Origin of the sequence: Micromonospora sp. WMMD812 (genome assembly GCF_027497215.1) — a bacterium.
Lineage (GTDB): Bacteria > Actinomycetota > Actinomycetes > Mycobacteriales > Micromonosporaceae > Micromonospora.
Genome location: NZ_CP114904.1, coordinates 6,563,552 through 6,586,788 on the forward strand (window position 1 = coordinate 6,563,552; position 23,237 = coordinate 6,586,788).

General features: G+C 71.5%; 21 protein-coding genes and 1 tRNA gene. 12 read left to right on the forward strand and 10 right to left on the reverse strand.

All coding sequences use genetic code 11. The annotated features are described in order from the left end of the window. The first annotated feature begins 177 nt into the window (after positions 1 to 177). Positions 178 to 1,113: a sulfite exporter TauE/SafE family protein gene (locus tag O7603_RS30365; protein ID WP_281576877.1), complete on the forward strand. Its 936-nt coding sequence runs from the start codon at positions 178 to 180 to the stop codon at positions 1,111 to 1,113. A 172-nt stretch (positions 1,114 to 1,285) separates the two neighbouring features. Here the strand turns inward: O7603_RS30365 and O7603_RS30370 are convergent, their stop codons facing one another. The 3 genes from O7603_RS30370 to O7603_RS30380 all read right to left on the reverse strand — a co-directional run bounded on the left by O7603_RS30370 (position 1,286) and on the right by O7603_RS30380 (position 4,481). Then, positions 1,286 to 2,722: a pyridoxal-dependent decarboxylase gene (locus tag O7603_RS30370; RefSeq protein ID WP_281573140.1), complete on the reverse strand. Its 1,437-nt coding sequence runs from the start codon at positions 2,720 to 2,722 to the stop codon at positions 1,286 to 1,288. A gap of 222 nt (positions 2,723 to 2,944) precedes the next feature. Then, a complete protein-coding gene (locus tag O7603_RS30375; protein ID WP_281573141.1) occupies positions 2,945 to 3,955 on the reverse strand; it encodes an LLM class flavin-dependent oxidoreductase in 1,011 nt (336 codons plus the stop codon). A gap of 46 nt (positions 3,956 to 4,001) precedes the next feature. Continuing rightward, positions 4,002 to 4,481, reverse strand: a complete 480-nt coding sequence (locus O7603_RS30380) for an Lrp/AsnC family transcriptional regulator (RefSeq protein WP_281573142.1) — start codon at positions 4,479 to 4,481, stop codon at positions 4,002 to 4,004. 102 nt (positions 4,482 to 4,583) lie between these two features. Between O7603_RS30380 and O7603_RS30385 the strand changes: the two genes are divergently transcribed. Then, positions 4,584 to 5,747 carry a PLP-dependent aspartate aminotransferase family protein gene (locus tag O7603_RS30385; protein ID WP_281573143.1) on the forward strand — a complete coding sequence of 388 codons (1,164 nt, stop codon included), beginning with the start codon at positions 4,584 to 4,586 and terminating at the stop codon, positions 5,745 to 5,747. Between the two features lie 45 nt (positions 5,748 to 5,792). Here the strand turns inward: O7603_RS30385 and O7603_RS30390 are convergent, their stop codons facing one another. Both O7603_RS30390 and O7603_RS30395 read right to left on the reverse strand, forming a co-directional pair. Further along, positions 5,793 to 6,443 carry an NAD-dependent epimerase/dehydratase family protein gene (locus tag O7603_RS30390; RefSeq protein ID WP_281573144.1) on the reverse strand — a complete coding sequence of 217 codons (651 nt, stop codon included), beginning with the start codon at positions 6,441 to 6,443 and terminating at the stop codon, positions 5,793 to 5,795. Positions 6,444 to 6,457: 14 nt separating this feature from the next. Further along, positions 6,458 to 7,039, reverse strand: coding sequence for a TetR family transcriptional regulator (locus O7603_RS30395; protein WP_281573145.1), 582 nt, complete (start codon positions 7,037 to 7,039; stop codon positions 6,458 to 6,460). Positions 7,040 to 7,141: 102 nt separating this feature from the next. On the opposite strand from O7603_RS30395, the gene O7603_RS30400 reads away from it, so the two are divergent. Further along, positions 7,142 to 8,095 carry an SDR family oxidoreductase gene (locus O7603_RS30400; protein WP_281573146.1) on the forward strand — a complete coding sequence of 318 codons (954 nt, stop codon included), beginning with the start codon at positions 7,142 to 7,144 and terminating at the stop codon, positions 8,093 to 8,095. A 255-nt stretch (positions 8,096 to 8,350) separates the two neighbouring features. Here O7603_RS30400 and O7603_RS30405 read toward each other — a convergent pair whose 3' ends face one another. Together O7603_RS30405 and O7603_RS30410 are read right to left on the reverse strand one after the other, a co-directional pair. Then, positions 8,351 to 9,094: a transcriptional regulator gene (locus tag O7603_RS30405; protein ID WP_281573147.1), complete on the reverse strand. Its 744-nt coding sequence runs from the start codon at positions 9,092 to 9,094 to the stop codon at positions 8,351 to 8,353. 32 nt (positions 9,095 to 9,126) lie between these two features. Continuing rightward, positions 9,127 to 9,202 (reverse strand) — tRNA-Leu (locus O7603_RS30410). Positions 9,203 to 9,298: 96 nt separating this feature from the next. On the opposite strand from O7603_RS30410, the gene O7603_RS30415 reads away from it, so the two are divergent. The 8 genes from O7603_RS30415 to polA all read left to right on the forward strand — a co-directional run bounded on the left by O7603_RS30415 (position 9,299) and on the right by polA (position 19,307). Then, positions 9,299 to 9,919 carry a response regulator gene (locus O7603_RS30415; protein WP_281573148.1) on the forward strand — a complete coding sequence of 207 codons (621 nt, stop codon included), beginning with the start codon at positions 9,299 to 9,301 and terminating at the stop codon, positions 9,917 to 9,919. Between the two features lie 52 nt (positions 9,920 to 9,971). After that, complete coding sequence (locus O7603_RS30420) at positions 9,972 to 11,144, forward strand: hypothetical protein (RefSeq protein ID WP_281573149.1); 1,173 nt, start codon at positions 9,972 to 9,974, stop codon at positions 11,142 to 11,144. 360 nt (positions 11,145 to 11,504) lie between these two features. Further along, complete coding sequence (locus O7603_RS30425; protein ID WP_281573150.1) at positions 11,505 to 12,656, forward strand: branched-chain amino acid ABC transporter substrate-binding protein; 1,152 nt, start codon at positions 11,505 to 11,507, stop codon at positions 12,654 to 12,656. A gap of 66 nt (positions 12,657 to 12,722) precedes the next feature. Further along, entirely contained in the window at positions 12,723 to 13,706 is a 984-nt protein-coding gene (locus O7603_RS30430; protein ID WP_281573151.1) for a branched-chain amino acid ABC transporter permease, read from the forward strand. Continuing rightward, positions 13,703 to 14,860 carry a branched-chain amino acid ABC transporter permease gene (locus O7603_RS30435; protein WP_281573152.1) on the forward strand — a complete coding sequence of 386 codons (1,158 nt, stop codon included), beginning with the start codon at positions 13,703 to 13,705 and terminating at the stop codon, positions 14,858 to 14,860. The genes O7603_RS30430 and O7603_RS30435 overlap by 4 nt, the downstream gene beginning before the upstream one ends. Next, on the forward strand, positions 14,853 to 15,794 hold the full coding sequence (locus O7603_RS30440) for an ABC transporter ATP-binding protein (protein WP_281573153.1): 942 nt from the start codon (positions 14,853 to 14,855) through the stop codon (positions 15,792 to 15,794). Before O7603_RS30435 ends, O7603_RS30440 begins: the two co-directional genes overlap by 8 nt. Continuing rightward, positions 15,781 to 16,494 carry an ABC transporter ATP-binding protein gene (locus O7603_RS30445; RefSeq protein ID WP_281573154.1) on the forward strand — a complete coding sequence of 238 codons (714 nt, stop codon included), beginning with the start codon at positions 15,781 to 15,783 and terminating at the stop codon, positions 16,492 to 16,494. The genes O7603_RS30440 and O7603_RS30445 overlap by 14 nt, the downstream gene beginning before the upstream one ends. A gap of 113 nt (positions 16,495 to 16,607) precedes the next feature. Next, a complete protein-coding gene (gene polA / locus O7603_RS30450; RefSeq protein WP_281573155.1) occupies positions 16,608 to 19,307 on the forward strand; it encodes a DNA polymerase I in 2,700 nt (899 codons plus the stop codon). Between the two features lie 9 nt (positions 19,308 to 19,316). Here the strand turns inward: polA and O7603_RS30455 are convergent, their stop codons facing one another. From O7603_RS30455 to O7603_RS30465, 3 genes are all read right to left on the reverse strand, one after another. Then, a complete protein-coding gene (locus tag O7603_RS30455) occupies positions 19,317 to 19,748 on the reverse strand; it encodes a DUF3140 domain-containing protein (RefSeq protein WP_281573156.1) in 432 nt (143 codons plus the stop codon). Further along, entirely contained in the window at positions 19,735 to 19,956 is a 222-nt protein-coding gene (locus O7603_RS30460; protein ID WP_281573157.1) for a DUF2945 domain-containing protein, read from the reverse strand. The genes O7603_RS30455 and O7603_RS30460 overlap by 14 nt, the downstream gene beginning before the upstream one ends. A 132-nt stretch (positions 19,957 to 20,088) precedes the next feature. Beyond that, positions 20,089 to 20,895, reverse strand: coding sequence for a class I SAM-dependent methyltransferase (locus O7603_RS30465; RefSeq protein WP_281573158.1), 807 nt, complete (start codon positions 20,893 to 20,895; stop codon positions 20,089 to 20,091). A gap of 383 nt (positions 20,896 to 21,278) precedes the next feature. Here O7603_RS30465 and rpsA point away from each other — a divergent pair, with 383 nt between their 5' ends. Next, complete coding sequence (gene rpsA / locus O7603_RS30470) at positions 21,279 to 22,772, forward strand: 30S ribosomal protein S1 (RefSeq protein ID WP_281573159.1); 1,494 nt, start codon at positions 21,279 to 21,281, stop codon at positions 22,770 to 22,772. The last annotated feature ends 465 nt before the right edge of the window (positions 22,773 to 23,237 follow it).

A 23,237-nucleotide genomic window follows, 5' to 3' on the forward strand; every position in this document is an offset into this window, starting at 1 on the left:
GCACGCGCCCGGGTCTGAGCCGCACGCGCCTGGATCTGAGGCCAGCGCCGCCGCGGAGTTGAACCGCGCGCCCGCACCCGGAACCGTCCCACCCATCGATCGGGCACTTGACCGGAGCCTCCGCGTATCGCATTGTCGACCAAGTCGATAGGAGATGCCGAAAAGTCGGGGGTGCTCGTGCGGAAGCTGCTGGTCCTCGCCCTGGTCGGACTCGCCGCGCAGCTGGTCGACGGCTCCCTCGGCATGGCGTACGGGTTGACGTCGTCCAGCCTGCTGCTCGTCGCCGGGATCGCCCCGGCCGCCGCGTCGGCCTCGGTGCACCTCGCCGAGATCGGCACCACGCTCGCCGCCGGAGTGGCGCACTGGCGATTCGGCAATGTCGACTGGCGGGTGGTCGCCCGGATCGCCGTCCCCGGCGCGCTCGGCGCGTTCGCCGGCGCCACGTTCCTCAGCTCCATCTCGACCGATTCCGCCGCACCGTGGATGGCCGGAATCCTCTTCGCCCTCGGCGCCTACCTGCTGGTCCGCTTCTCCCGGCCGCTGCGGGCCGCCGCCGGCGCGGGTCGCCTGCGCGGCCGGTTCCTCGGCCCGCTCGGGCTGGTCGCCGGGTTCGTGGACGCCACCGGCGGCGGGGGCTGGGGACCGGTCGCCACCCCGGCCCTGCTGGTCTCCGGCCGGATGGAGCCGCGTCGGGTGGTCGGCTCGGTGGACACCGCCGAGTTCGTGGTGGCCGCCGCCGCCAGCGTGGGCTTCCTGATCGGCCTCGGCACCGAGGGGTTCCTGCTGCCCACCGTCGCCGCGCTGCTCGCCGGTGGGCTGATCGCCGCCCCGGTGGCCGCCTGGCTGGTGCGGATCGTCCCGGCTCAACTGCTCGGCGCCGCCGTCGGCGGAGTGATCGTGTTGACCAACGCCCGGACCCTGCTGCGCGCCGGTGAGGTCGGCGGGGCGGGCCGCGGCGTCGTCTACGGGCTGCTCGCCGCCGGGTGGCTGCTCGCCCTGGCGCTCGCGGTGCGGACGCTGCGCCGTACCCGCCGGGCCCGGGCCACCGAGGCGGCGCTCGCCGCCGACGCCGCGGCGCGGCCACGCCGGCTGCCGCTCGCGGTGGACGCCTGACACGGCGGCGGCAAAAGATCCGCTCGGTTCCCTTGAAATCGCGGTATCGCTTCGGCTGGGACACCCCGACCTCAAGGAACCCGAGTGGACCAACCGACCGGCGTCGCCGGGATACCGCCAACCGGGCGGTGCCCGGCGCCGATCGGGCGGGCTGCGAAACCGCGTGCGGTGGTCAGCCGGCCGCGAGGAGATCGTCGGCGGCGGCGCGGAGCAGCTCCCAGGCCTCGTCCACGTGTGCCTCGCCGGTGTGCGGTGAGCCGACCGCCAGCCGCAGCGTGTGCCGGCCACCCACCCGGGTGTGCGTCAGGTGCACCCGACCGGTGCCGTTGACCCGCGCCAACAGCTCGGCGTTGACCTCGTCACCGGCGCGCAGCCGGAAGCAGACCAGGGAGAACGGGTGCGGCGCGGCCAGCTCGAACCGCTCGTCGGCGCGGACCCGGTCGGCGAACCGGGCGGCCAGAGCCACGCCCCGCCGGACGTGCGCCCGCAGCCCCTCGACGCCGTACCAACGCAGCACGAACCACAGCTTCAGCGCCCGGAACCGGCGTCCGAGCGGCACCTGCCAGTCCCGGTAGTCGATCACCGCGCCGGACTCGGTCGCCGCGTTGCGCAGGAACTCCGGCATCACGGTCAGCGCCTCGATCAACTCGCCCCGGTCGGCGACCCAGAACGCGTCGCAGTCGAAGCCGGTGAGCAGCCACTTGTGCGGGTCGAAGCAGTACGAGTCGGCGAACTCCAGCCCCACGTGCGACCAGCGCAGCTCCGGGCAGACCGCCGCCGCGCCGGCGTACGCGGCGTCCACGTGCAGCCAGATCCCGAACTCGGCGCAGATCGCCCCGATCTCCGGCAGCGGGTCGACGGCGGTGGTGGAGGTGGTGCCGATGGTGGCGACCACGATCGCCGGCACGTCGCCGGCCGCACGGTCCGCCTCGATGGCCGCGCGCAGCGCGTCCGGACGCATCGCCTGGGCGTGCGGGTCGACCTCGACGGCTCGGACCCCGTCGGTGCCCAGCCCGGCGATCCGGGCCGCCTTCTCGATCGAGGAGTGCCCGTGCGTGGAGGTGTACGCCCGGTAACGCCGGTCGACGCCGGCCTCGCGCCACCGGCCGCCGCTGGCCCGGTGCAACGCGGCGAGGGTGGCGACCAGGGTCGCCGAGGAGGCCGAGTCCTGGATGACCCCGCCACCGCGGGTGTCCGACCGGAACCGCTGCGGCAGGTCGAGCAGCCCGGCGAGCCAGTCCAGCATCGCCGTCTCCAGCTCGGTGCACGCCGGGCCGGTCGCCCACAGCATGCCCTGCACCCCCAGCCCGGAACTGACCAGGTCGCCCAGCACGCTCGGGCCCGAGGTGTTGGCCGGGAAGTAGCCGAAGAAGCCGGGGTGCTGCCAGTGGGTCAGCCGCGGCGCGACCAGCGCGTCCAGGTCGGCGAGGACCGCCTCGACCGGCTCACCGGCTGCGGTGGGGCCGGCCGGCAGGGCCGCGGCCAGCGCGGCGGGCGGGTCGGACGACACCACGGGCCGCTGCCCGAGCGTCGACCAGTAGTCGGCGATCCAGTCCACCACGGCGTACCCGGCCCGCCGGAACTCCTCGGGATCCATGTGCTCAGCCACCCGTGGAGTCGATCAACAAACCGGCCGGGTGGCAAGGGGAGCGCTCGTGCCGGGGCCGGCGGCAGGCACCGGGCCGCAGCCGCGGAATCCGCTCAGCTCCGGCCCGGTGCGCCACACCGCGGCATTCCCGACCCGTCCCGACCGGGAATGCCGTACCACCACCGGAATCAACGGTAGGCAGCGTCCGGGTCGCGGGGGTGACGCCCGCGTGAAGATCGTGTTTCAGGCGCTGCGGCGCAGGCCACCCGCGACCTGCTCGGCGATCAGCTGGTACGACCGCACCCGGTCCGCCACGTCGTAGACCAGGGTGGTGACCATCAGCTCGTCCGCGCCGGTGCGCGCCAGCAGGTCGGTGAGCTGCCGCCGTACCGTGTCCGGGGAGCCCATCGCCTGGCCCTCCCGGCGCTGCGCCACGAACTCCCGCTCGACCTCCGTGTACGGGTAGGCCGCCGCCTCCTCGGGTGTGGCGAGGGGCCCCGGCCGCCCCGACCGCAGCTTGAGGAAGGAGAGCCCGGCCGGCCCGGCCAGCCACTCCGCCCGCTCGTCGGTGTCCGCGCAGACGGCGTTGACCGCCACCATCGCGTACGGCTTGTCCAGCCAGCGCGACGGCCGGAAGCTCTGCCGGTAGAGGGTGAGGGCGGGCAGCGTGTTCTGCGCGCTGAAGTGGTGCGCGAAGGAGAACGGCAGGCCGAGCAGGCCGGCCAACTGGGCGCTGAAGCCGCTGGAGCCGAGCAGCCAGACCGCCGGCTGCTGGCCGAGCCCGGGGGTGGCCGTGATCGGGCCGGGCTCCTCGCCGCTGAAGTAGTTCATCAGGTCGGTCAGCTCGCGCGGGAAGCCCTCAGCCGACAACCCCTCCATCGTCCGGCGCAGCGCCAGCGCCGTCACCTGGTCGGTGCCGGGCGCGCGCCCGATGCCCAGGTCGATGCGGCCCGGATGCAGCGCCTCCAGGGTGCCGAACTGCTCGGCCACCACCAGCGGCGCGTGGTTCGGCAGCATCACGCCACCCGACCCGAGCCGGATCGTCGAGGTCGCCGCCGCGAGGTGCGCGATCAGCACCGCCGGGGCGGAGCTGGCGATGCCCGGCATGTTGTGGTGCTCGGCGACCCAGAACCGGTGGTAGCCCAGCTCCTCGGTGCGCCGGGCCAGCTCGGTGGTGTGCCGCAGCGCCTCGCCGGCGGTGGCGCCGGTGGCGACCGGAGCAAGATCAAGAACAGAGAGCGGTACGTCGATCACACGCCACGCCAACACCGCCCGCGCCGGATTTCTTCCCGCACGCGATTCACCCCACGCCGCGAGCCTGCTCGAAGATCAGGCTGGTCTGGGTGTGCTGCACCGCCGGATCCACCGCCAGATGGTCGAGCACGAAGTCGCGCAGCGCGTCCGCCGACGCCGCCCGCACGTGCAGCACGTAGTCCTCCGCGCCCGCCACGTGGAACACCGACACCACCCCGGGCAGCCGCACCGAGCGGGCCCGGAACGCGTCCACCGCCGGCCGCTCGTGCTCCCGCAACCGCACCGAGACCAGCGCCTGCAACGGCAACCCCAGCGCACCCGGGTCGACGTCGGCGTGGAAGCCCCGAATCGCCCCGCACTCCCGCAGCACCCGGGTGCGGGCCAGACAGGTCGACGGCGCCACCCCGACCCGCTCGGCGAGGGCGTTGTTCGGCAGCCGGCCGTCCGCGGCCAACTCGGTGAGGATCGCGCGGTCGACATCGTCGAGCGCCGGCAACGGCCGCACATCATTCGACACAGGGGGCATGCGGACATCCTTCACCGAATCCGCCCGCTGATCCAGCGGGATTCACAGAATGATGTTCGGATGTATTGCGCAATGGCAGCCGGTTGTTCGACGCTTCCGGCCATGACGACGACCGTGGACACCCGAGCCGTACACGCCGGCCGCGACGACCTGAATGCCCTCGGGGTCCACGTGCCGCCCATCGACCTCTCCACCACCAACCCCCTGCCGTCGGTGTCCGACGGCGGCGACGCCTACGAGAACCTCGCCACCGGCGGCACGCTCACTCCCGGCGACAGCGCGGTCTACCAACGGCTCTGGAACCCCACCGTGGCGCGCTTCGAAACCGCGCTCGCCGACCTCGAAGGCACCGCCGCGGCCGTCGCCTTCGCCAGCGGCATGGCCGCCCTCACCGCCACCCTCCTCGCCGCCACCCGCGACGGCCGCCGCCACGTCGTCGCCGTCCGCCCCCTCTACGGCGGCACCGACCACGTGCTCGCCACCGGGCTGCTCTGCACCACCGTCACCTGGGCCCACCCCGACGAGGTCGCCGCCGCCGTCCGCCCCGACACCGCCCTGGTCATCGTCGAGACCCCGGCCAACCCCACCCTCGACCTCGTCGACATCGCCGCCATCGCCCGCGCCGCCGGCGAGGTGCCCCTGTTGGTCGACAACACCGTCGCCACCCCGGTCCTCCAGCAACCGGCCCAACACGGCGCCACGCTCGTCCTGCACAGCGCCACCAAGAGCATCGGCGGCCACGGCGACGTCCTCGCCGGCGCCGTCGCCTGCGACGCCGACTGGGCCACCCGGCTCCGCCAGGTCCGCGCGGTCACCGGCGCGATCCTGCACCCGCTCGGCGCGTACCTCCTGCACCGCGGCCTCCAGACCCTGCCGGTCCGGGTCCGCGCGCAGCAGGCCGGCGCGGAGAAGCTCGCCGCCTGGCTCGCCGACCACCACGCCGTCGCCCGGGTCCACCACCCCTCCCGGCACGACCCCGCCGGCCTGGTCGGCCGCCAGATGTCCGGCACCGGCAGCCTGCTCGCCATCGAGGTACGCGGCGGCGCGCCGGCCGCCGCCACCGTGGCCGGCGCCTGCCGCCTCATCACCCACGCCGTGTCGCTCGGCGGCGTGGACACCCTCATCCAGCACCCTGCCTCGCTCACCCACCGCCCCGTCGAGGGCGACGCGAAGCCGGTCGGCGGCCTGCTGCGCATCTCGGTCGGCCTGGAGGACCCGGAGGACCTGCGCGCCGACCTGGCCCAGGCGCTTGACCGGATCGGCTGACCGCCGCCCCGCGGCTCGTCGCCCGGCGTCGTCCGTGGCCCGGCGTCAGCTCAGGTCGCGGTTCGCCAGCACCCGCCGGGGCGAGCCCTCCCGCGCCACCCGCAGCATCGCCCGACCGAGCCGATCGGTCGTGGTCACCTGGTTCGGGAAGAGCCGACGCAGCAACGGAAACAGCGGGCGGGTCACCGCGTACCCCAGCCGGTACCAGCGCGTCTTCGACACCACCCCGTACGTCGGCTGGATGAACCCGGGCCGGGCCGCGTAGCCGTTGGGCAGCAGCTCCAGCACGGCGTTCTCGGCACGCCCCTTGACCCGCGCCCACATCACCCGGCCCGCACCGGAGGAGTCGGTGCCGACACCGGACACGTAGACGAACGTCGCCGCCGGGCTCACCTCGGCCAGCAGCCGGGCCGCCGCGAGTGGATAGTCGTAGCTGATCCGGGTGTACGCGGCCTCGTCCAGCCCCCACGACGAGACGCCGAGGCAGTAGAAGCACGCGTCCACCCCGGTCACCTCCTCGCGCACCCCGCCCAGGTCACCGACGTCGGGCAGCGTGATCTCGCGCAACTTCGGGTGCTTCCGGCCGGTCGGCGTCCGCCCGACCACCAGCACCTCCGTCACGTCCTCGGCGAGCAGGCACTCGCGGAGCACACCCTGCCCGACCATGCCGGTCGCGCCGAAGACCACCACCCTCACCGGGCTGCCCCCTTCTACTGACGCCCGGTCGCCCTGGCGTCCGCCTCGACGAGCCGGGCGACCGCGTCGGTCACCGTGTGACGCCGCCGGCGCAGCCCTTCCGCACCGTCAGTCGGTGCCAGCTCGGCCGAACCGAGCAGCGACAGGCCGACCACCAGCAGCAGCAACTCCTCCGCCGGATAGCGGTCGGGCAGGCGGCCGGCGCGCTGCGCCGCCGCGATCGCCGACGCCTTGTCCGCGTTCGACGACGCCACCGCCGGCGGCAGTGCCGCCACCCCGCCGCGCTCGAGCGAGTGCCAGAGCATCAGCCGCAGCGCCTGCGGATGGGTCTGGTTACGGTCGAAGAGCCGCCCGGCGTACCCCGGCAGGTCGTCCGTGTCGATCGGCACCTCCGCGACGGTGCTCACCACCAGCGCGTCGAAGACCGCGTCGAAGAGCTGGTCCTTGTTGCCGAAGTAGGCGTAGATCATCGCCTTGTTCGCGCCCGCCGCCGCGGCGATCCGGTCCACTCGTGCTCCGGCGATGCCCCGTTCGGCGAACTCGGCGGCGGCGGCGGCCAGCAGCCGGCGCCGGGTGTCCTCCGCGTCCCGTGCCATGCGGAGAGCGTAGCCCACTAACCAGTCAGTTGCATCGCGGTGCCACGCCGTGCTTCACTGGCAGAGCCAACCAACCAGTCAGTTGCTATCCAGGGAGTGACGATGAGCGGATACCCGGTCCCCGACCAGTCCGGACGGCTCGCGGTGGTGACCGGAGCGAACAGCGGCATCGGGCTGGAGACCGCCCGCCGGCTCGCCGCGGCCGGCGCCGAGCTGATCCTCGCCGTCCGCAACACCGGCAAGGGCGACACGGCGGCGGCCGACATCCGCGCCACCGTCCCCACCGCCCGCCTCCGGGTCGAGGAACTCGACCTCTCCCGGCTCGCCTCGGTGGCCGACTTCGCCCGCCGGCTCACCACCGCCGGCCGACCGCTGGACCTGTTGGTCAACAACGCGGGCGTGATGGCCGTGCCGACCCGCCACACCACCGCCGACGGCTTCGAGCTCCAGTTCGGCACCAACCACCTGGGTCACTTCGCGCTCACCGGCCACCTGCTGCCGTTGCTGGCGGCCGGCGACCACCCCCGGGTGGTCACGCTCAGCAGCGGCACCCACCACTTCGGCCGCATCGACTTCGACGACCTGCAGAGCGAGCGGCGCTACCGCGCCCAACGCGCGTACGCCCAGTCGAAGCTCGCCACCCTGCTGTTCGCCGACGAGCTCCAGCGGCGCAGCGACCGGCACGGCTGGGGGCTGCTCAGCAACTCCGCCCACCCCGGCGCCGCCCGCACCAACCTGCAGTCCGCCGGCCCCAGCCTCGGCCGCGGGCGCACCGAGACCCCCTTCTCAATCCGCCTCACCATGCGCATCCCCGGGTTCTGGCAGGACGTCGACCAGGGTGCGCTGCCCACCCTCTACGCCGCCACCAGCCCCGACGCGACGGGCGGCGAGTACTACGGCCCGGACAACGTGTTCGGCCTCACTGGCCACCCGGCCGTCGCGCGCAAGTCGCGCCGCGCGCGGGACACGGCCGTCGGCGAACGGCTGTGGCGGGAGTCCGAGCGGCTCACCGGAGTGAGCTACCCCCGCTCGCCCCTGCCGCTCGCCGCCCGCTAGGCGCCGTCGGCCGCCGGCTTCCGGAAGTCGGCTCCCACAAGATCGTGCTCGAACACGAATGTAGTGGCCTCGCAGCGTCACGGATGCCACTACATCCCCGATGCAGCGCGATCTTGCCAGGCGTGGCGTGGTCGGGGCGCGATCCTGCGGGCGCGATCCTGCGGGTGCGGGTGCGGGTGCGGGTGCGGGTGCGGGTGCGGGTGCGGGGGGCGGCGGGGGTGACGGGCGCCCGGGTCGGGGGCGCACGCCCGCCCGTCAGGACTTCGGGCCGACGTGTTGGTCGAGTGTTGCCACCGCGTCCCGGCGGGCGACCGAGAGCGAGTTGCGCCGGTTCATCCGCCAGGCGACGCCGAGCAGGTCCAACGCCCACTGGCACAAACCCATGATGTCGGCCGACTCGTTGACGAACATGTAGCGCGGATAGACGTACTCCTTGCCGCGCACCCGCACCCGATTGGCGAACCGGGCACCGTCGGAATGGAACAGTCCCCGCAGGAAGTCCCCGGGGTGGGCGGTCACGATCTCGCGTTGCCAATCGGCGAGGACGATCGGTCGCTCATGCTTCTTGCCCGGTCCGTGCTGGGGCAACAGGCAGGGCCAGTGCTTGCCATAGCTCTGCACATTGACGCAGCCCTGGTGCTGCACACGTTGCACACGCGCGGCGAGCACAGCCCGCATCGCGGCGTCGCATGCCTCTATCAACCCCGGCCAACTGTTGCTGCAGCTGATCCTCAGCACCGGCACGCGTGCGGCGGTGACCAGATGACCGTCGCCCAGGTAGAGGCCGAGCAGGTAGGCATAGGCCGACGGGTCTGTCGGATTGTCGTCACGGCAGCGGAAGCAGCGTAGCGCCGTCCCTTGGGCCACTGGCTCTGGTCGGTCGCGGCACCAGTGCCACACGGTGCGGTAGGGGAGCCGGACACTTCGGGCGACGCTCGCCACGTTGGCTCCAGACAGGTAGAGCCGGCGTGCGTGGGCGCGGATTTCAGGGGGATGCACGACGTCATCGTCGAACGGACGTACGACACAGTTGGTGCCCCCGGTGGGATTCGAACCCACACTTTATGGATTTTGAATCCATCGTCTCTGCCATTGGACTACAGGGGCCTTCAGTTTCTCGGCCTGCACAGGTTACCCACTACGCTAAGGGCGGCGACACCCGGCACGGCGGGTGTCGGGTTCTGACTGGTGGGGGTAGGGCTCGTGGCCGAGACGCAGACGGATGCCGAGCGCAGGCGGGTACTGATCGCCGAGGACGAGGCGCTCATCCGGCTGGACCTCGCCGAGATGCTGGTCGAAGAGGGCTACGAGGTGGTCGGGGAGGCCGGTGACGGCGAGACGGCCGTCCGGCTCGCCGAGGAGCTGAAGCCTGACCTGGTCATTCTCGACATCAAGATGCCGATCATGGACGGGCTGGCCGCCGCCGAGCGGATCGCCGGCGCCCGGATCGCGCCGGTGATCATTCTGACCGCGTTCAGCCAGCGTGACCTGGTCGAGCGGGCGCGGGCGGCCGGCGCGATGGCGTACCTGGTGAAGCCCTTCCAGAAGAGCGACCTGGTGCCGGCGGTGGAGATCGCGCTCTCCCGCTACTCGGAGATCGCCGCCCTGGAGTCGGAGGTCGCCGGCCTGACCGACCGGCTGGAGATCCGCAAGACGGTGGAGCGCGCGAAGGGCGCGCTGATGACGACGTACGGGATGACCGAGCCGCAGGCGTTCAAGTGGATCCAGCGCACTGCGATGGACCACCGGATGACCATGAAGGAGGTCGCCGAGCGGATCATCGCCGAGACCGCCGGCGGAGAGGTCACCCGCCCCGCGTCCTGACGGCGGATTTCGGGGGCGCGCGCGGCGGCTCCTGATCGATAGCATCGGATCCGTGTCTGTTCGGCGTGTGATCGCGGTGCTCGGCCTGGTCGCCGTGCTGCTGTCCGGTTGTGAGCGGGCGACGGTGCACGACGGCGACGATCCGCAGCCGCTCGGCCCGGCCTGGCAGTCGCTCACCCTGCCGGCGCCGCCGGGCGCTCCGGGTCGGTTGCTGGTGCGGGACGCGGTCGCCTGCGGCGGCCGGTGGTACGTGGTGGGTGGTGTCGAAGATGCCGCCGGTGACACCCGGCCGGCGGCCTGGACCAGCGCGGACGGCCTGTCCTGGCGGGGTGTGCCGATCCGGGCGGATTCGTTCTACGGCCGGCAGAACGTGCTCTTTTCGGTGGGTTGTCGGGACGGTGTGGCGGCGGTGATCGGCGCGAAGGTGGGCGGTGCGCACGGTTATCCGCGGGTGAGCACCTGGGGCCCGTTGCCGGATGGCGGGCTGGTCGAGGTGCAGGCGCCGTTCGAGACGTACGGCGGGCCGAAGGCGGTCAACGTGTCCCGGTTGGCCGGCGGCTCGGCGGGCTGGTTGATCGTGGGCAACCGGTCGAGCGGGGCGGCGGCCTGGGTGTCGTCCGACGCCGCCGAGTTCACGCTGATCGAGGGCGCGCCGGAGTTGGCCAGCGACGGGGCCGGAGTGAGCTGGGCGTTCGACGCGGTGGCCGGGCCGGAGGGCTGGCTGGCGGTCGGTGGTGTGCTGCCGCCGGGGCGGATCGACCGGGATGCGGCGGTGTGGGCGTCGTCGGACGGGCGTTCCTGGCGGCGGACGGTGGTGCCCGGCAGCCGGGAGTACGAGGAGTTGCAGCGGGTCGCGGTCGTCAACGGGGTGCCGGTGGCGGTCGGGTTGCGCGGCGGTGTCTTCGGCGCGTGGCGGCGGGAGTCGTCCGGCTGGGTGGCGGCGGGCGACTTCGGGCGGCGGGCCGCGAGCGGGGTGCCGGCGGTGACCGCGCTGGTGGCGGCGGGCGGTCGGTTGGTCGCCGCGGTGACGGACGGGGAGCGGTACGCGGTCTGGGAGTCGGCGGACCGGGGTGGTTCGTGGCGTCCGGTGGTGCTCCCGGTGGCGGTGGCGGCGGGGGCGGACCGGGATGTGGCGTCGGTGGCGGTGGGTGACCGGTGGTGGCTGGCGGCGGACGACGGGGAGCGTGGGGGGCTCTGGTGGGCGTCGGTGCCGGCGGGCTCGTGATTCTGTGGTCGTCTGATGACTCTGCGTAGCGGGCATGGTGACGGCTCGGGGATCGGGCGTCGGTGCCGGTCGTCGGGCTGCCGGCCTGGTCGGCAGTGGGTGGCGACCCGCATCGCGCGCGCTTAAGGACCGTAAGTCGGATTGACCTGTGACAACCATCGGGTGGTTCGCGCGCGTCTTCGTAACGGTTTCGCAGACCCCGCTTCAAGGCCTTTCGGGACGGTGTGTCGTGTCGGTACGCTCCGCCATCACGAGCCGTAACGCAGGGGGCGTCCCTGCGGGGTGGGTGGAACTGCGGGTTGCTGCTGTCCCCGTGTTGTCGGGTCAGTCGTGCCCGCATCTGGAGGAGGTCAGGAAGCCGTGAGGCGAAGCTATGTACGGGCGCTGAGCACCGCCGCGCTCGCTGCGACCCTGGTGGTCGCGGCTGGTTGTCAGGACTCCGGCGGTGGCGACGGTGGCACCGCGTCGGGTGACTGCGGTGGGAAGATCGCGATCTTCGGCGCGTTCACCGGTGACAATGCCGGTCTCGTCATCCCGTCCCTGAACGGCGCGAAGCTCGCCGTCAAGCAGTTCAATGAGGCAAACCCGGACTGCAAGGTCACCATGCAGGAGTTCGACACTCAGGGTGACCCCGCGGTGGCGACCCCGTTCGCGAACCAGATCGCGGGGGACAACTCGTTCCTCGGTGTCATCGGTGGTCACTTCTCCGGTGAGTCGGACGCGACGATGCCGATCTACCAGGCCGCGGGCCTGGCGATGGTGGCCCCGTCGGCGACCCGTACCGACCTGACCCAGAAGGGGAACACCTCCTTCTTCCGGGTGGTCGGCAACGACGGCACCCAGGCCGGCGCCGTGGCGACGTACCTGAAGTCGCAGAACGCGCAGAAGGTCTTCATGATCGATGACGCCAGCGCGTACGGCGCGGGTATCACCGACGAGCTGGGCAAGCAGCTCGGCCCGCTGGTGGTGAACAAGGACAAGATCCAGGAGCGGCAGGCGCAGTTCGACGCCACCATCTCCAAGATCAAGGCGGCGCAGGCCGACTACGTGTTCTACGGCGGTTACACCCGTGAGGCCGCTCCGCTGGTGAAGCAGATGCGTGCCGCCGGTGTGCAGGCCAAGTTCGTCGGCCCGGACGGTCTCTACGACCCGGCGTTCCCGGAGGGTGCCTCCGGCGGCGCCGAGGGTTCGATCATCACCTGCCCGTGCCTCCCGGCCGACAAGGCCGGCGGTACCTTCTCCGCCGACTACCAGAAGGAGTTCGGCATCGCGCCGGGCTCCTACGGTGCCGAGGGCTTCGACGCCGCGAAGATCTACCTGGACGCCTTCAAGGACGGCAAGAAGAGCCGGGCGGACATCCTGGCGTACGTGAAGGCGTACGACAAGCAGGGCGTGTCGAAGTACATCAAGTTCGACTCGAAGGGTGACGTCGACCCGACGAAGGTCGTCATCTGGGCCTACCAGATCAAGGGCACGGCGATCGAGCCGCTGCAGGAGCTCAAGCTCAGCTGACGCCTACGCGATGGAGTGCGGCCGGGGTGTTCCACCCCGGCCGCACTCGATTCAAGGAGACCCCCGGTGCATTTCGATGAATTGATCGGCCATCTCGGCCAGCACACCGTCGACGGGCTGTCGAAGGGCGCGATCTACGCCCTGATCGCTCTCGGCTACACCCTCGTCTACGGCGTTCTTCGCCTGATCAACTTTGCGCACTCCGAGGTGTTCATGGTCGGTACCTTCGCGGTGCTGATCCTCTGGAACCAGCTCGGGGTGGAAAATAACCCTCCGATCGGCCAGGCGATCCTGTTCCTGGTGCTCGGTCTGCTCGTCGCGGCGGCCGCCTCGGGCGGCACGGCCTTGGCGCTCGAACGGATCGCCTACCGGCCGCTGCGGCGTAAGAACGCGCCGCCGCTGATCTTCCTGATCACCGCGATCGGTCTGTCGCTGGTCTTCGTGGAACTCTTCGGGCAGGTGCTGCCCAAGCTGCTCGGTGGCGTCCTGCCGGCGGCGTTCGGCCGGCCCCGGCAGATCGTCGGTATGCCGACGATCATCCAGCAGGAGACCCTGTTCACCATCGGCAACACGGCGATCACGAACATCCAGGTGATCGTGCTCGTCGCCGCCGTGGCGATGATGGCGCTGCTGGACTGGTTCATCAACCGCACCCGCTACGGGCGGGGCGTGCGGGCGGTGGCCCAGAACCCGGAGACCGCCGCGCTGATGGGCGTCAACCAGGAGCGCGTGATCATGCTGATCTTCGTGCTCGGTGGCATCATGGCCGGCGCCGCCGCGCTGCTGTGGAGCATGCGGTTCGGCTTCACCCAGAACAGCATCGGCTTCGTGCTCGGCCTCAAGGCGTTCACCGCCGCGGTCCTGGGCGGCATCGGTAACCTGCGCGGCGCGCTGCTGGGTGGCCTCTTCCTCGGCATCGTCGAGGTCTACGGCGCCACGCTGTTCGCCTCCAACTGGGAGGACGTCATCGCCTTCGTGGTGTTGATCGTGGTGCTGATGTTCCGGCCGACCGGTCTGTTGGGCGAGTCGCTCGGGAGGGCCCGCGCATGATCGACAAGATTCGCACCGCTGATCGCCGCCGGGTGAGCCTGCTGACCACGGTCGGCGACCGCTGGCGGGCGCTGCCGAAGTGGCAGCAGGCCATCGGGCTGGCTGCCTTCGTGGCGATCCTCTACTACCTGCCGCTGCTCGGCATTCCGGGCCTGACCTGGCTGCGCACCGACTCGATCGAGGGCGGTAACAACTGGGCGGGCGTGCTCTTCGTCTGCGCCATCTACGTGCTGGTCGCGATCGGCCTGAACGTGGTGGTCGGCCTCGCCGGCCTGCTCGACCTGGGCTACATCGGCTTCTTCGCCATCGGGGCGTACAGCGTGGCGCTGTTCGGTTCGGTGAACTCGCCGGTGGTGAAGTGGATCCAGCAGGAGTTCGATCTGCCGCCGACCTGGGCGGTGACCTGGGCGATCTGCTTGTTCATCGCGATCGTGCTGACGATGATCTCCGGGGTGCTGCTGGGCTGGCCGACGCTGCGGCTGCGCGGTGACTACCTGGCCATCGTGACGCTCGGCTTCGGTGAGATCATCCGAATCGTGGCCCGCAACGCCACCGGACTGACCAACGGGCCGGTGGGCATCTCGGCCATCCCGGGTCCGGAGGGTGCGCCGTCGGCGGACAACAAGGTCTTCGGCCTGATCGACGCGAAGCCCTGGTACTGGTTGGCGATCACCTTCGTGCTGATCATGGTGTTCCTGGTCCGTCGGCTGGAGCAGAGCCGGGTCGGCCGGGCCTGGCTGGCGGTCCGCGAGGACGAGGACGCCGCCGCGGTGATGGGCGTGTACCCGTTCAAGTTCAAGCTCTGGGCGTTCGCCATCGGTGCGGCGCTCGGTGGCCTGTCGGGCTTCCTGTTCGGTAGCCGGAACGCGTTCATCGACCCGACCCAGTTCAACGCGAACCTCTCGATTCTCTTCGTCGCCATGGTCGTGGTCGGCGGATCCGGCAACATGCTCGGCGTCTCGCTCGGCGCGGTGCTGCTGGCGTACCTGCCGGAGCGGTTCCGTGACTTCGCCGACTACCGTTGGCTGGTCTTCGGTCTGGCCATGGTGCTGGTGATGATCCTCCGTCCGCAGGGTCTGATCCCCAGCCGGCGGCGGGCCCGGGAGTTGAAGGACCGCGCGGCGGAGGCAGAGGAGGCGCCCGCTCATGTCTGACGAGACCACCAGCACGCCGGCGCCGAAGATCCCGGCCCAGCCGGGACCGCGGCCGCTGCTGCTCGAGATCGACGACGTCACGCTCCGCTTCGGCGGTGTGGTTGCCCTCGACGGGGTCAACTTCCAGATCCACGAGGGTGAGATCCTCGGACTGATCGGGCCGAACGGGGCCGGGAAGACGACCTGCTTCAACGTGATGACGGGCGTCTACAAGCCGACGTCCGGCGCGGTCCGGTTCCGGGGCCAGAAGGTGACCGGTCGTAAGCCGCACCAGATCAGTCAGCTGGGCATTTCCCGGACGTTCCAGAACATCCGTCTCTTCCCGGAGATGACCGCGCTGGAGAACGTCATGGTCGGCACGGACTCCCGGCACAAGACCAGCGTGCCGGGTGCGCTGTTCCGCCTCTACCGCGTGCGGCCGAAGCCGGAGGAGCTGCCGCAGGTCACCGCCGAGTCCGGGATCGTCCGGACCTGGCAGCAGGTGCGCCTGTCGGCGGCGAAGATCTTCGGTCTGTCCCGGCACATCCTCGAGGAGCGGGCCGCCGAGGCCAAGGCGCTGGAGCTGCTGCGCTTCGTCGGGATCGCCGACCGGGCCAACGACGAGGCGCGCAACCTGCCGTACGGCTATCAGCGTCGCCTGGAGATCGCGCGGGCGTTGGCCACGGAGCCGAAGCTGATCTGCCTGGACGAGCCGGCCGCCGGCTTCAACCCGGCGGAGAAGGAGGAGCTGCTCACCCTGATCCGCAAGATCCGTGACATGGGCCTGACCGTCCTGCTCATCGAGCACGACATGCGGCTGGTCATGGGGGTCACCGACCGGATCGTGGTGCTGGAGTTCGGCCGTAAGATCGCCGAGGGTGCGCCCGCGGAGGTCAGCCGCGATCCGAAGGTGATCGCCGCGTACCTGGGAGAGTCCGCCGATGACGCTGCTTGAGCTCGAGAACGTCGCCGTCGCCTATGGCCGGATCGAGGCGTTGCACGGCATCAGCCTCACCGTGAACGAGGGTGAGGTGGTGGCGCTGATCGGCGCGAACGGCGCCGGCAAGACCACCACCATGCGGGCCATCTCCGGCACCCGGGGGCTCTCCGCCGGGAAGATCACCTTCAACGGCGAGGACATCAGCCGGCTCCGGGCCGACCTGCGGGTCGTCCGGGGGCTGTGCCAGTCGCCGGAGGGTCGGCAGATCTTCCCCGGCATGACGGTGATGGAGAACCTGGACATGGGGGCGTACACCCGGCGGGACTCCGCCGGCATCGCCGCCGACCTGGACCGAGTGCTGACCCTCTTCCCGCGGCTGGCCGAGCGGCGCAAGCAGGCCGGTGGCACGCTCTCCGGCGGTGAGCAGCAGATGCTCGCGGTCGGTCGGGCGCTGATGAGCCGGCCGAAGCTGCTGCTGCTCGACGAGCCGTCGATGGGTCTGGCCCCGCTGGTGATCCGGCAGATCTTCGACATCATCACGGAGATCAACCAGCAGGGCACCACCATCCTGCTGGTGGAGCAGAACGCCCAGCAGGCGCTGTCCCGGGCCCACCGGGGATACGTGCTGGAGACCGGTCGGATCGTGAAGGAGGGGTCCGGCCAGGACCTGCTGCACGACCCGGCGGTCAAGGAGGCGTACCTCGGCGTCGCCTGACGTCGCGCACCGGACGGCCGTCCCCGGGGTTCTGCTCCGGTGGCGGCCGTCCGGTGTTTTCGCCCGTGGTGCCGGTCAGCGTCGATGTCGGTGGTACGGGCTAGAGTCGCCACGTGACAGCTACGACGCCGCGCCTGCTCCTCGTCGACGGACACTCCCTGGCATACCGGGCGTTCTTCGCCCTGCCGGTGGAAAACTTCTCGACCACCACGGGGCAGCCGACCAACGCGGTCTACGGCTTCACCTCGATGCTGATCAACGTGCTCCGCGACGAGCAGCCGACGCACATCGTCGTCGCCTTCGACGTGTCCCGCCGCTCCTTCCGCACCGAGAAGTACGCGGAGTACAAGGCCGGCCGCAGCGAGACCCCGACCGACTTCAAGGGCCAGGTCAGCCTGGTCAAGGAGGTCCTCGCCGCGCTGCGCATCCCGGTGGTCGAGATGGAGGGCTACGAGGCCGACGACGTCATCGCCACCCTCGCCTGCCAGGCCCGCGATGAGGGCATGTCGGTGCTGATCACCACCGGCGACCGCGACGCCTTCCAGCTCGTCGGCGACCAGGTCACCGTGCTCTACCCACGCAAGGGCGTGTCCGACCTGGCCCGGATGGACCCGGCGGCGGTCGAGGCGAAATACGGGGTGCCGCCCGAGCGCTACCGCGATCTGGCGGCGCTGGTCGGTGAGACCAGTGACAACCTGCCGGGCGTGCCCGGCGTCGGCCCGAAAACCGCGGCGAAGTGGATCACCACCTACGGCGGGGTCGACGGGGTCGTGGCCCGGGCCGACGAGATCAAGGGCAAGGCCGGCGACAGCCTGCGCGAGCGGCTCGCCGACGTGATCCGCAACTACGAGATCAACTGTCTGGTCTCCGACCTGGCGCTGCCGCTGCGGCCGGCGGACGCCCGCTGGGCCGGCTGGGACCGGGAAGCGGTCCACCAGGTCTTCGACACCCTCGAGTTCCGCATCCTGCGCGACCGGCTCTACCAGTACCTCGAGGCCGTGGAGCCCGAGGCCGAGTCCGGGTTCGACCTGGCCGGCGAGGTCCTCACGGAGCCCGGCGCGCTGACCCGGTGGCTCGGCACGCACGCGCCGGCCGGCACACCGGTCGGCGTGGCGGTCAAGCTCGACACCGGCCCCAACCGGCGGCACACCGCGTCGGTCCTCGGGCTGGCCCTGGCCACCGCTGGCGGGGCCGCGGCCTGGTGCGACCCGAGCCGGCTCGACCCGGCCGACGAGGCGGCCCTGGCCGGTTGGGTGGCCGACGCCGAGCGCCCCAAGGTGTTGCACGACAGCAAGCCCGCCGTGCTCGCGTTCGCCGCGCACGGCTGGTCCCTGGAGGGGATCGCCCGCGACACGCAGATCGCCGCCTACCTGGCCCGCCCCGACCAGCGCTCCTACGACCTGACCGACCTCGCCCTGCGCTACCTGCACCGGGAGCTGCGGGTCGACGCGCCGGAGACCGGCCAGCTGACCCTGGAGGGGTTGGGCGACGACAGCGAGGCCGAGCAGAACCTGATGCTCCAGGCCCGGGCGACCCTCGATCTCGCCGACGCGATCGACGCCGAGTTGTCCCGCGACGGCGAGCAGTCGGCCCGGCTGATGGCCGGCGTCGAGCTGCCGCTGATGCGGGTGCTCGCCGACATGGAGCGCACCGGCATCGCCGCCGACACGCACTACCTGTCCGAGTTGGAGGCGCACTTCGCCGCCGAGGTGAAGGCCGCCGCCCAGGGCGCCTACGAGGCGGTCGGACGCGAGTTCAACCTGGGCTCGCCCAAGCAGTTGCAGGAGATCCTCTTCACCGAGTTGGGCCTGCCGAAGACCAAGAAGATCAAGACCGGCTACACCACGGACGCCGACGCCCTCCAGTGGCTCTACGCGCAGAACCCGCACCCGGTGCTGGAGTTCCTGCTGCGCCACCGCGACGTGGCCAAGCTGAAGTCCACCGTGGACGGGCTGCTCAAGTCGGTCTCCGACGACGGCCGGATCCACACCACGTTCAACCAGACCGTGGCGGCCACCGGGCGACTCTCCTCGACCGAGCCCAACCTGCAGAACATCCCCATCCGCACCGAGGAGGGGCGGCGGATCCGCCGCTCCTTCGTGGTGGGTGAGGGCTACGACTGCCTGCTCACCGCCGACTACAGCCAGATCGAGATGCGGATCATGGCGCACCTGTCGTCGGACGACGCGCTGATCGACGCCTTCAACTCCGGCGCCGACTTCCACGCCGCGACCGCGTCGTCGGTGTTCGGCGTGCCGCTCACCGAGGTCACGCCGGACCAGCGGCGCAAGATCAAGGCGATGAACTACGGCCTGGCGTACGGGCTGAGCGCGTTCGGGCTCTCCCAGCAGCTCGGGATCAGCGCCGAGGAGGCGCGCGGGCTGATGGAGAACTACTTCGCCGGGTTCGGCGGGGTGCGCGACTACCTGCAGGAGGTCGTCGCCCGGGCCCGGCGCGACGGCTACACCTCGACCATCCTGGGTCGCCGCCGCTACCTGCCCGACCTGGTCAGCGACAACCGGCAGCGGCGGGAGATCGCCGAGCGAATGGCGCTCAACGCCCCGATCCAGGGCTCCGCCGCCGACATCATCAAGGTCGCCATGCTGCGGGTCGACGGCGGGCTGCGCGAGGCCGGGCTGCGCTCCCGGATGCTGCTCCAGGTGCACGACGAGCTGGTCTTCGAGGTGGCGCCGGGTGAGCGGCGGGCGCTGGAGGAACTGGTCCGCCAGGAGATGGGCGCGGCCTATCCGCTCTCGGTTCCGCTGGAGGTCTCGGTCGGCGAGGGGCGGGACTGGAACAGCGCCGACCACTGAGTCGAGGATCTAGCGTCCGGGGCCCCGGCGCGCCTTCGGCGGGGCGCCGCGCCTCTCCAACGCCCGACGGGACGGCCCGCCGGGCGGCGGCAGCGGTGCCTTGAGCGGGTCGTGACCCCAGTTCATCAGGGAGTACCGCCACCGGGTCTCGCGGACGTCGCCGCTCGGCCGCTGCGCCATGTGCCGCCGGACGTAGCCGACGACCTTGCGCATGTGCCGGAAGTCCGCCTCGGACAGGTCGCCGCGCTTGCGGCGCAGCAGGTCGATGATCTTCCGACCGGACTCGTGGCCTACCGACTCGCCGCTCCGGCTGCCCTTCCGGCGCCAGCCGACGTGTTTGGACTCGTCGCTCTCCAGCCACTTCGACAGCTCACCGGGCCTCATGTTCACCGCCTCGGTGAACTCCCGATAGGTGTCCCGGCCGTCGTCACTCGGGCTCATGCCGCAGCACCTCCGGCCGGTGGGCGACGTCGCGGCCCGAATCGTCGTTGCGGATCCGGTACTGCGGTTCGTCGTCCGACGCGTTCACGGCGTGCCCGCGCACATGCGTCCGGTCGACCAGCTTCTCCTTGACCACGCCGTGCGCCCGGCCGCTGTGGCTGGCCCAGGAGACGTGGTCGCCCTCGCGGAATTCCCTCTTCTCGGCCATGCGCTCTGGCTACCCGGGCCCGCCCGGACGAAACGGGCGCCCACGCCGGACGCCACGCCCAGGCGTCAACGCCGGGGCGCCCGGGCCAGGCGGGCCGGGCCGGGCGGCCGCGTCCGGCGGGTCGGCGCTCGGTCAGGTGGCCGGCTTCTCGGCGACGAAGATGGCGGTGCCGGGGAAGAGCCGGCCGCGCAGCGGGCTCCACTGCCCCCAGATCCCCTCGTGCCCCGCCGGCCACTCCGGCTCCACCAGGTCCACGAGGCGGAACCCGGCGGCGACCAGTTCCCGGACCCGGTCGCCCAGGGTCCGGTGCTGCTCGACGTAGGTGGCGACGCCGGCGTCGTCCTGCTCGACGTAGGGGGAGCGGTCGAAGTACGAGTGCACCGCCCGCAGGCCGCCCTCACCGGGGTCGTCGAGGAAGATCCACCGCATCGGATGGGTGACCGAGAAGACCCAGCGGGCACCCGGGCGCAGCACCCGGAACACCTCGCGCATCAGCGCCGCGGAGTCGGCCACGAACGGGATCGCCCCGAACGCCGTGCAGGCCGTGTCGAACGCCGCGTCGGCGAACGGCAGGGCGAGCGCGTCGGCCTGCGCCAGCGGCACGCGTACGCCGGTGCGGTCGGCGGCGAGCGCGGCGTGCCGCAGCATGCCGGCGGACAGGTCCATGGCGACCGGCCGGGCGCCCTGGGTGGCGAGCCACCGGGCGGCGGACGCGGCGCCGCAGCCGACCTCCAGGATCCGGCGACCGGCCACCTCGCCGAGCAGCCGCGCGTCGGCCTCGCGCACGCCCTCCGGGCACCAGACGAAGTCCACGTCGCCGAGGAACGTCCCGTGTTCGGCCTGGTAGTCGTCGGCGTCGGTGTCCCACCATCCGCGGTTGGCCTGGCGGGCCTCCGCGTCGCTGACCCGGCGCCGGGTCACCCGGCTGTCGTCGTCCACCCGCTCACGCTAGGGCCCCTCGCCGGCGGCCACACGCCTGGGGCCACCGCCGGACGGCCGTGTTGCGCTTGTGACGGGTGTGACCCACGAGACAGGCGGGACGGTTTCGGGGTGATTTCTCGGCTTTCGCAGGTCACGAGCCGATGAGCTAGATGGGAGGGCTTGCACGCTGTGGTAATGCGCAAGGTAGGCTTGACGATGCGCTCGCGGATCGTGTGCCTCGGCAGGGAGCAGGTGCGCGGTCGACGAAGCCACCTGACGGCGCCACATCATCTCACTTGGCAATCGTTCGGTGTGCCCGGCGACGGATCCGCTGGCGCGACCGGGTCACCGCGACACACCAGCCTGCTGTGACAACCCATCCGACCGGAGCAACCGCCCACATGACGAGCAGCATCGAGGCCCCCTCGAGCGCCACCAAGGTCACCGTCGACGACCTCGGCTCCGAGGAAGCTTTCCTCGCCGCGATCGACGAGACCATCAAGTACTTCAACGACGGCGACATTGTCGAAGGCACCGTCGTCAAGGTCGACCGGGACGAGGTCCTGCTCGACATCGGCTACAAGACCGAGGGTGTCATCCCCTCTCGGGAGCTGTCGATCAAGCACGACGTGGACCCGGCCGAGGTTGTCTCGGTTGGCGACCACATCGAGGCCCTTGTCCTCCAGAAGGAGGACAAGGAGGGGCGTCTGATCCTCTCGAAGAAGCGCGCGCAGTACGAGCGGGCCTGGGGCACGATCGAGAAGATCAAGGACGAGGACGGCGTCGTCCGCGGTTCGGTCATCGAGGTTGTCAAGGGCGGCCTCATCCTCGACATCGGTCTGCGCGGCTTCCTGCCCGCCTCCCTGGTCGAGATGCGGCGTGTGCGGGACCTCCAGCCGTACGTCGGGCGGGAGCTCGAGGCCAAGATCATCGAGCTGGACAAGAACCGCAACAACGTGGTTCTGTCCCGCCGGGCCTGGCTCGAGCAGACTCAGTCCGAGGTGCGCACCGAGTTCCTCAACAAGCTCCAGAAGGGCCAGGTCCGCAAGGGCGTCGTGTCCTCGATCGTCAACTTCGGCGCGTTCGTCGACCTCGGCGGCGTGGACGGTCTGGTGCACGTCTCCGAGCTGTCCTGGAAGCACATCGACCACCCGTCCGAGGTCGTCGAGGTGGGCCAGGAGGTCGAGGTCGAGGTCCTGGACGTCGACCTGGACCGCGAGCGGGTCTCGCTGTCGCTGAAGGCGACCCAGGAGGACCCGTGGCGTCAGTTCGCCCGCACCCACGCGATCCAGCAGATCGTGCCGGGTAAGGTCACCAAGCTGGTGCCGTTCGGTGCGTTCGTCCGGGTCGACGACGGCATCGAGGGCCTGGTCCACATCTCCGAGCTGGCCGAGCGTCACGTGGAGATCCCGGAGCAGGTCGTCCAGGTCGGCTCCGAGGTCATGGTCAAGGTCATCGACATCGACCTGGAGCGCCGCCGGATCTCGCTGTCGCTCAAGCAGGCCAACGAGGGCTTCGTCGAGGGCGAGGAGCACTTCGACCCGACCCTCTACGGCATGGCCGCGACCTACGACGCCGAGGGCAACTACATCTACCCCGAGGGCTTCGACCCGGAGACGGGCGAGTGGCTCGAGGGCTACGACAAGCAGCGCGAGACCTGGGAGAACCAGTACGCCGAGGCGCGTCAGCGCTGGGAGGCCCACACCAAGCAGGTGCAGAACTCCCGGGCCGCCGACGCCGAGGCCGCTGCCAACCCGGCTCCGGCCGCAGCCGCTGCTGGCGGCACCACCTCGACCACCCCGGCCCCGAGCCGGCAGGCCGAGGAGCCGGCCGGCACGCTGGCCACCGACGAGGCGCTCGCCGCTCTGCGGGAGAAGCTCGCCGGCGGTAAGTGACCCGCACGGTAGCTCCAACCCGGCGCGTCTGACGCCGCGCCGGGACCTGGAGCCGTCGCTGACGACGACGGGCCCCGTCCCCGCGATCCCAGGATCGCCGGGGGCGGGGCCTTCGCCGTTGTCGGCGACCGGACCGCACCGGCTTCGATCCACCCTTCCGCCGCGCATCCCGCGGTCACCACTGATGCCACCGGTGACCCGCCGCCCGCACGCCCGCGCCGGCACGCCCGCGCCGGCACGCCCGCGCCCGCCCGCCCGTGTCCCCGAGCCCCCCGCGCCACCGGGCCCCCGCGCCGCCGGGCCCCCGCGCCGCCGGGCCCCCGCGCCCCTGCGCGCCCGCACGTCTGCGTCTCCACCCGCGCTGCCGCGCGGTTGCCGCTCGACGGACACGATCGTGCTCGATCCTTGATCTAGTGGCCTCCGCGCGCGTCGGAGGCGACTACTTCCGCGATGTAGCGCGATCTC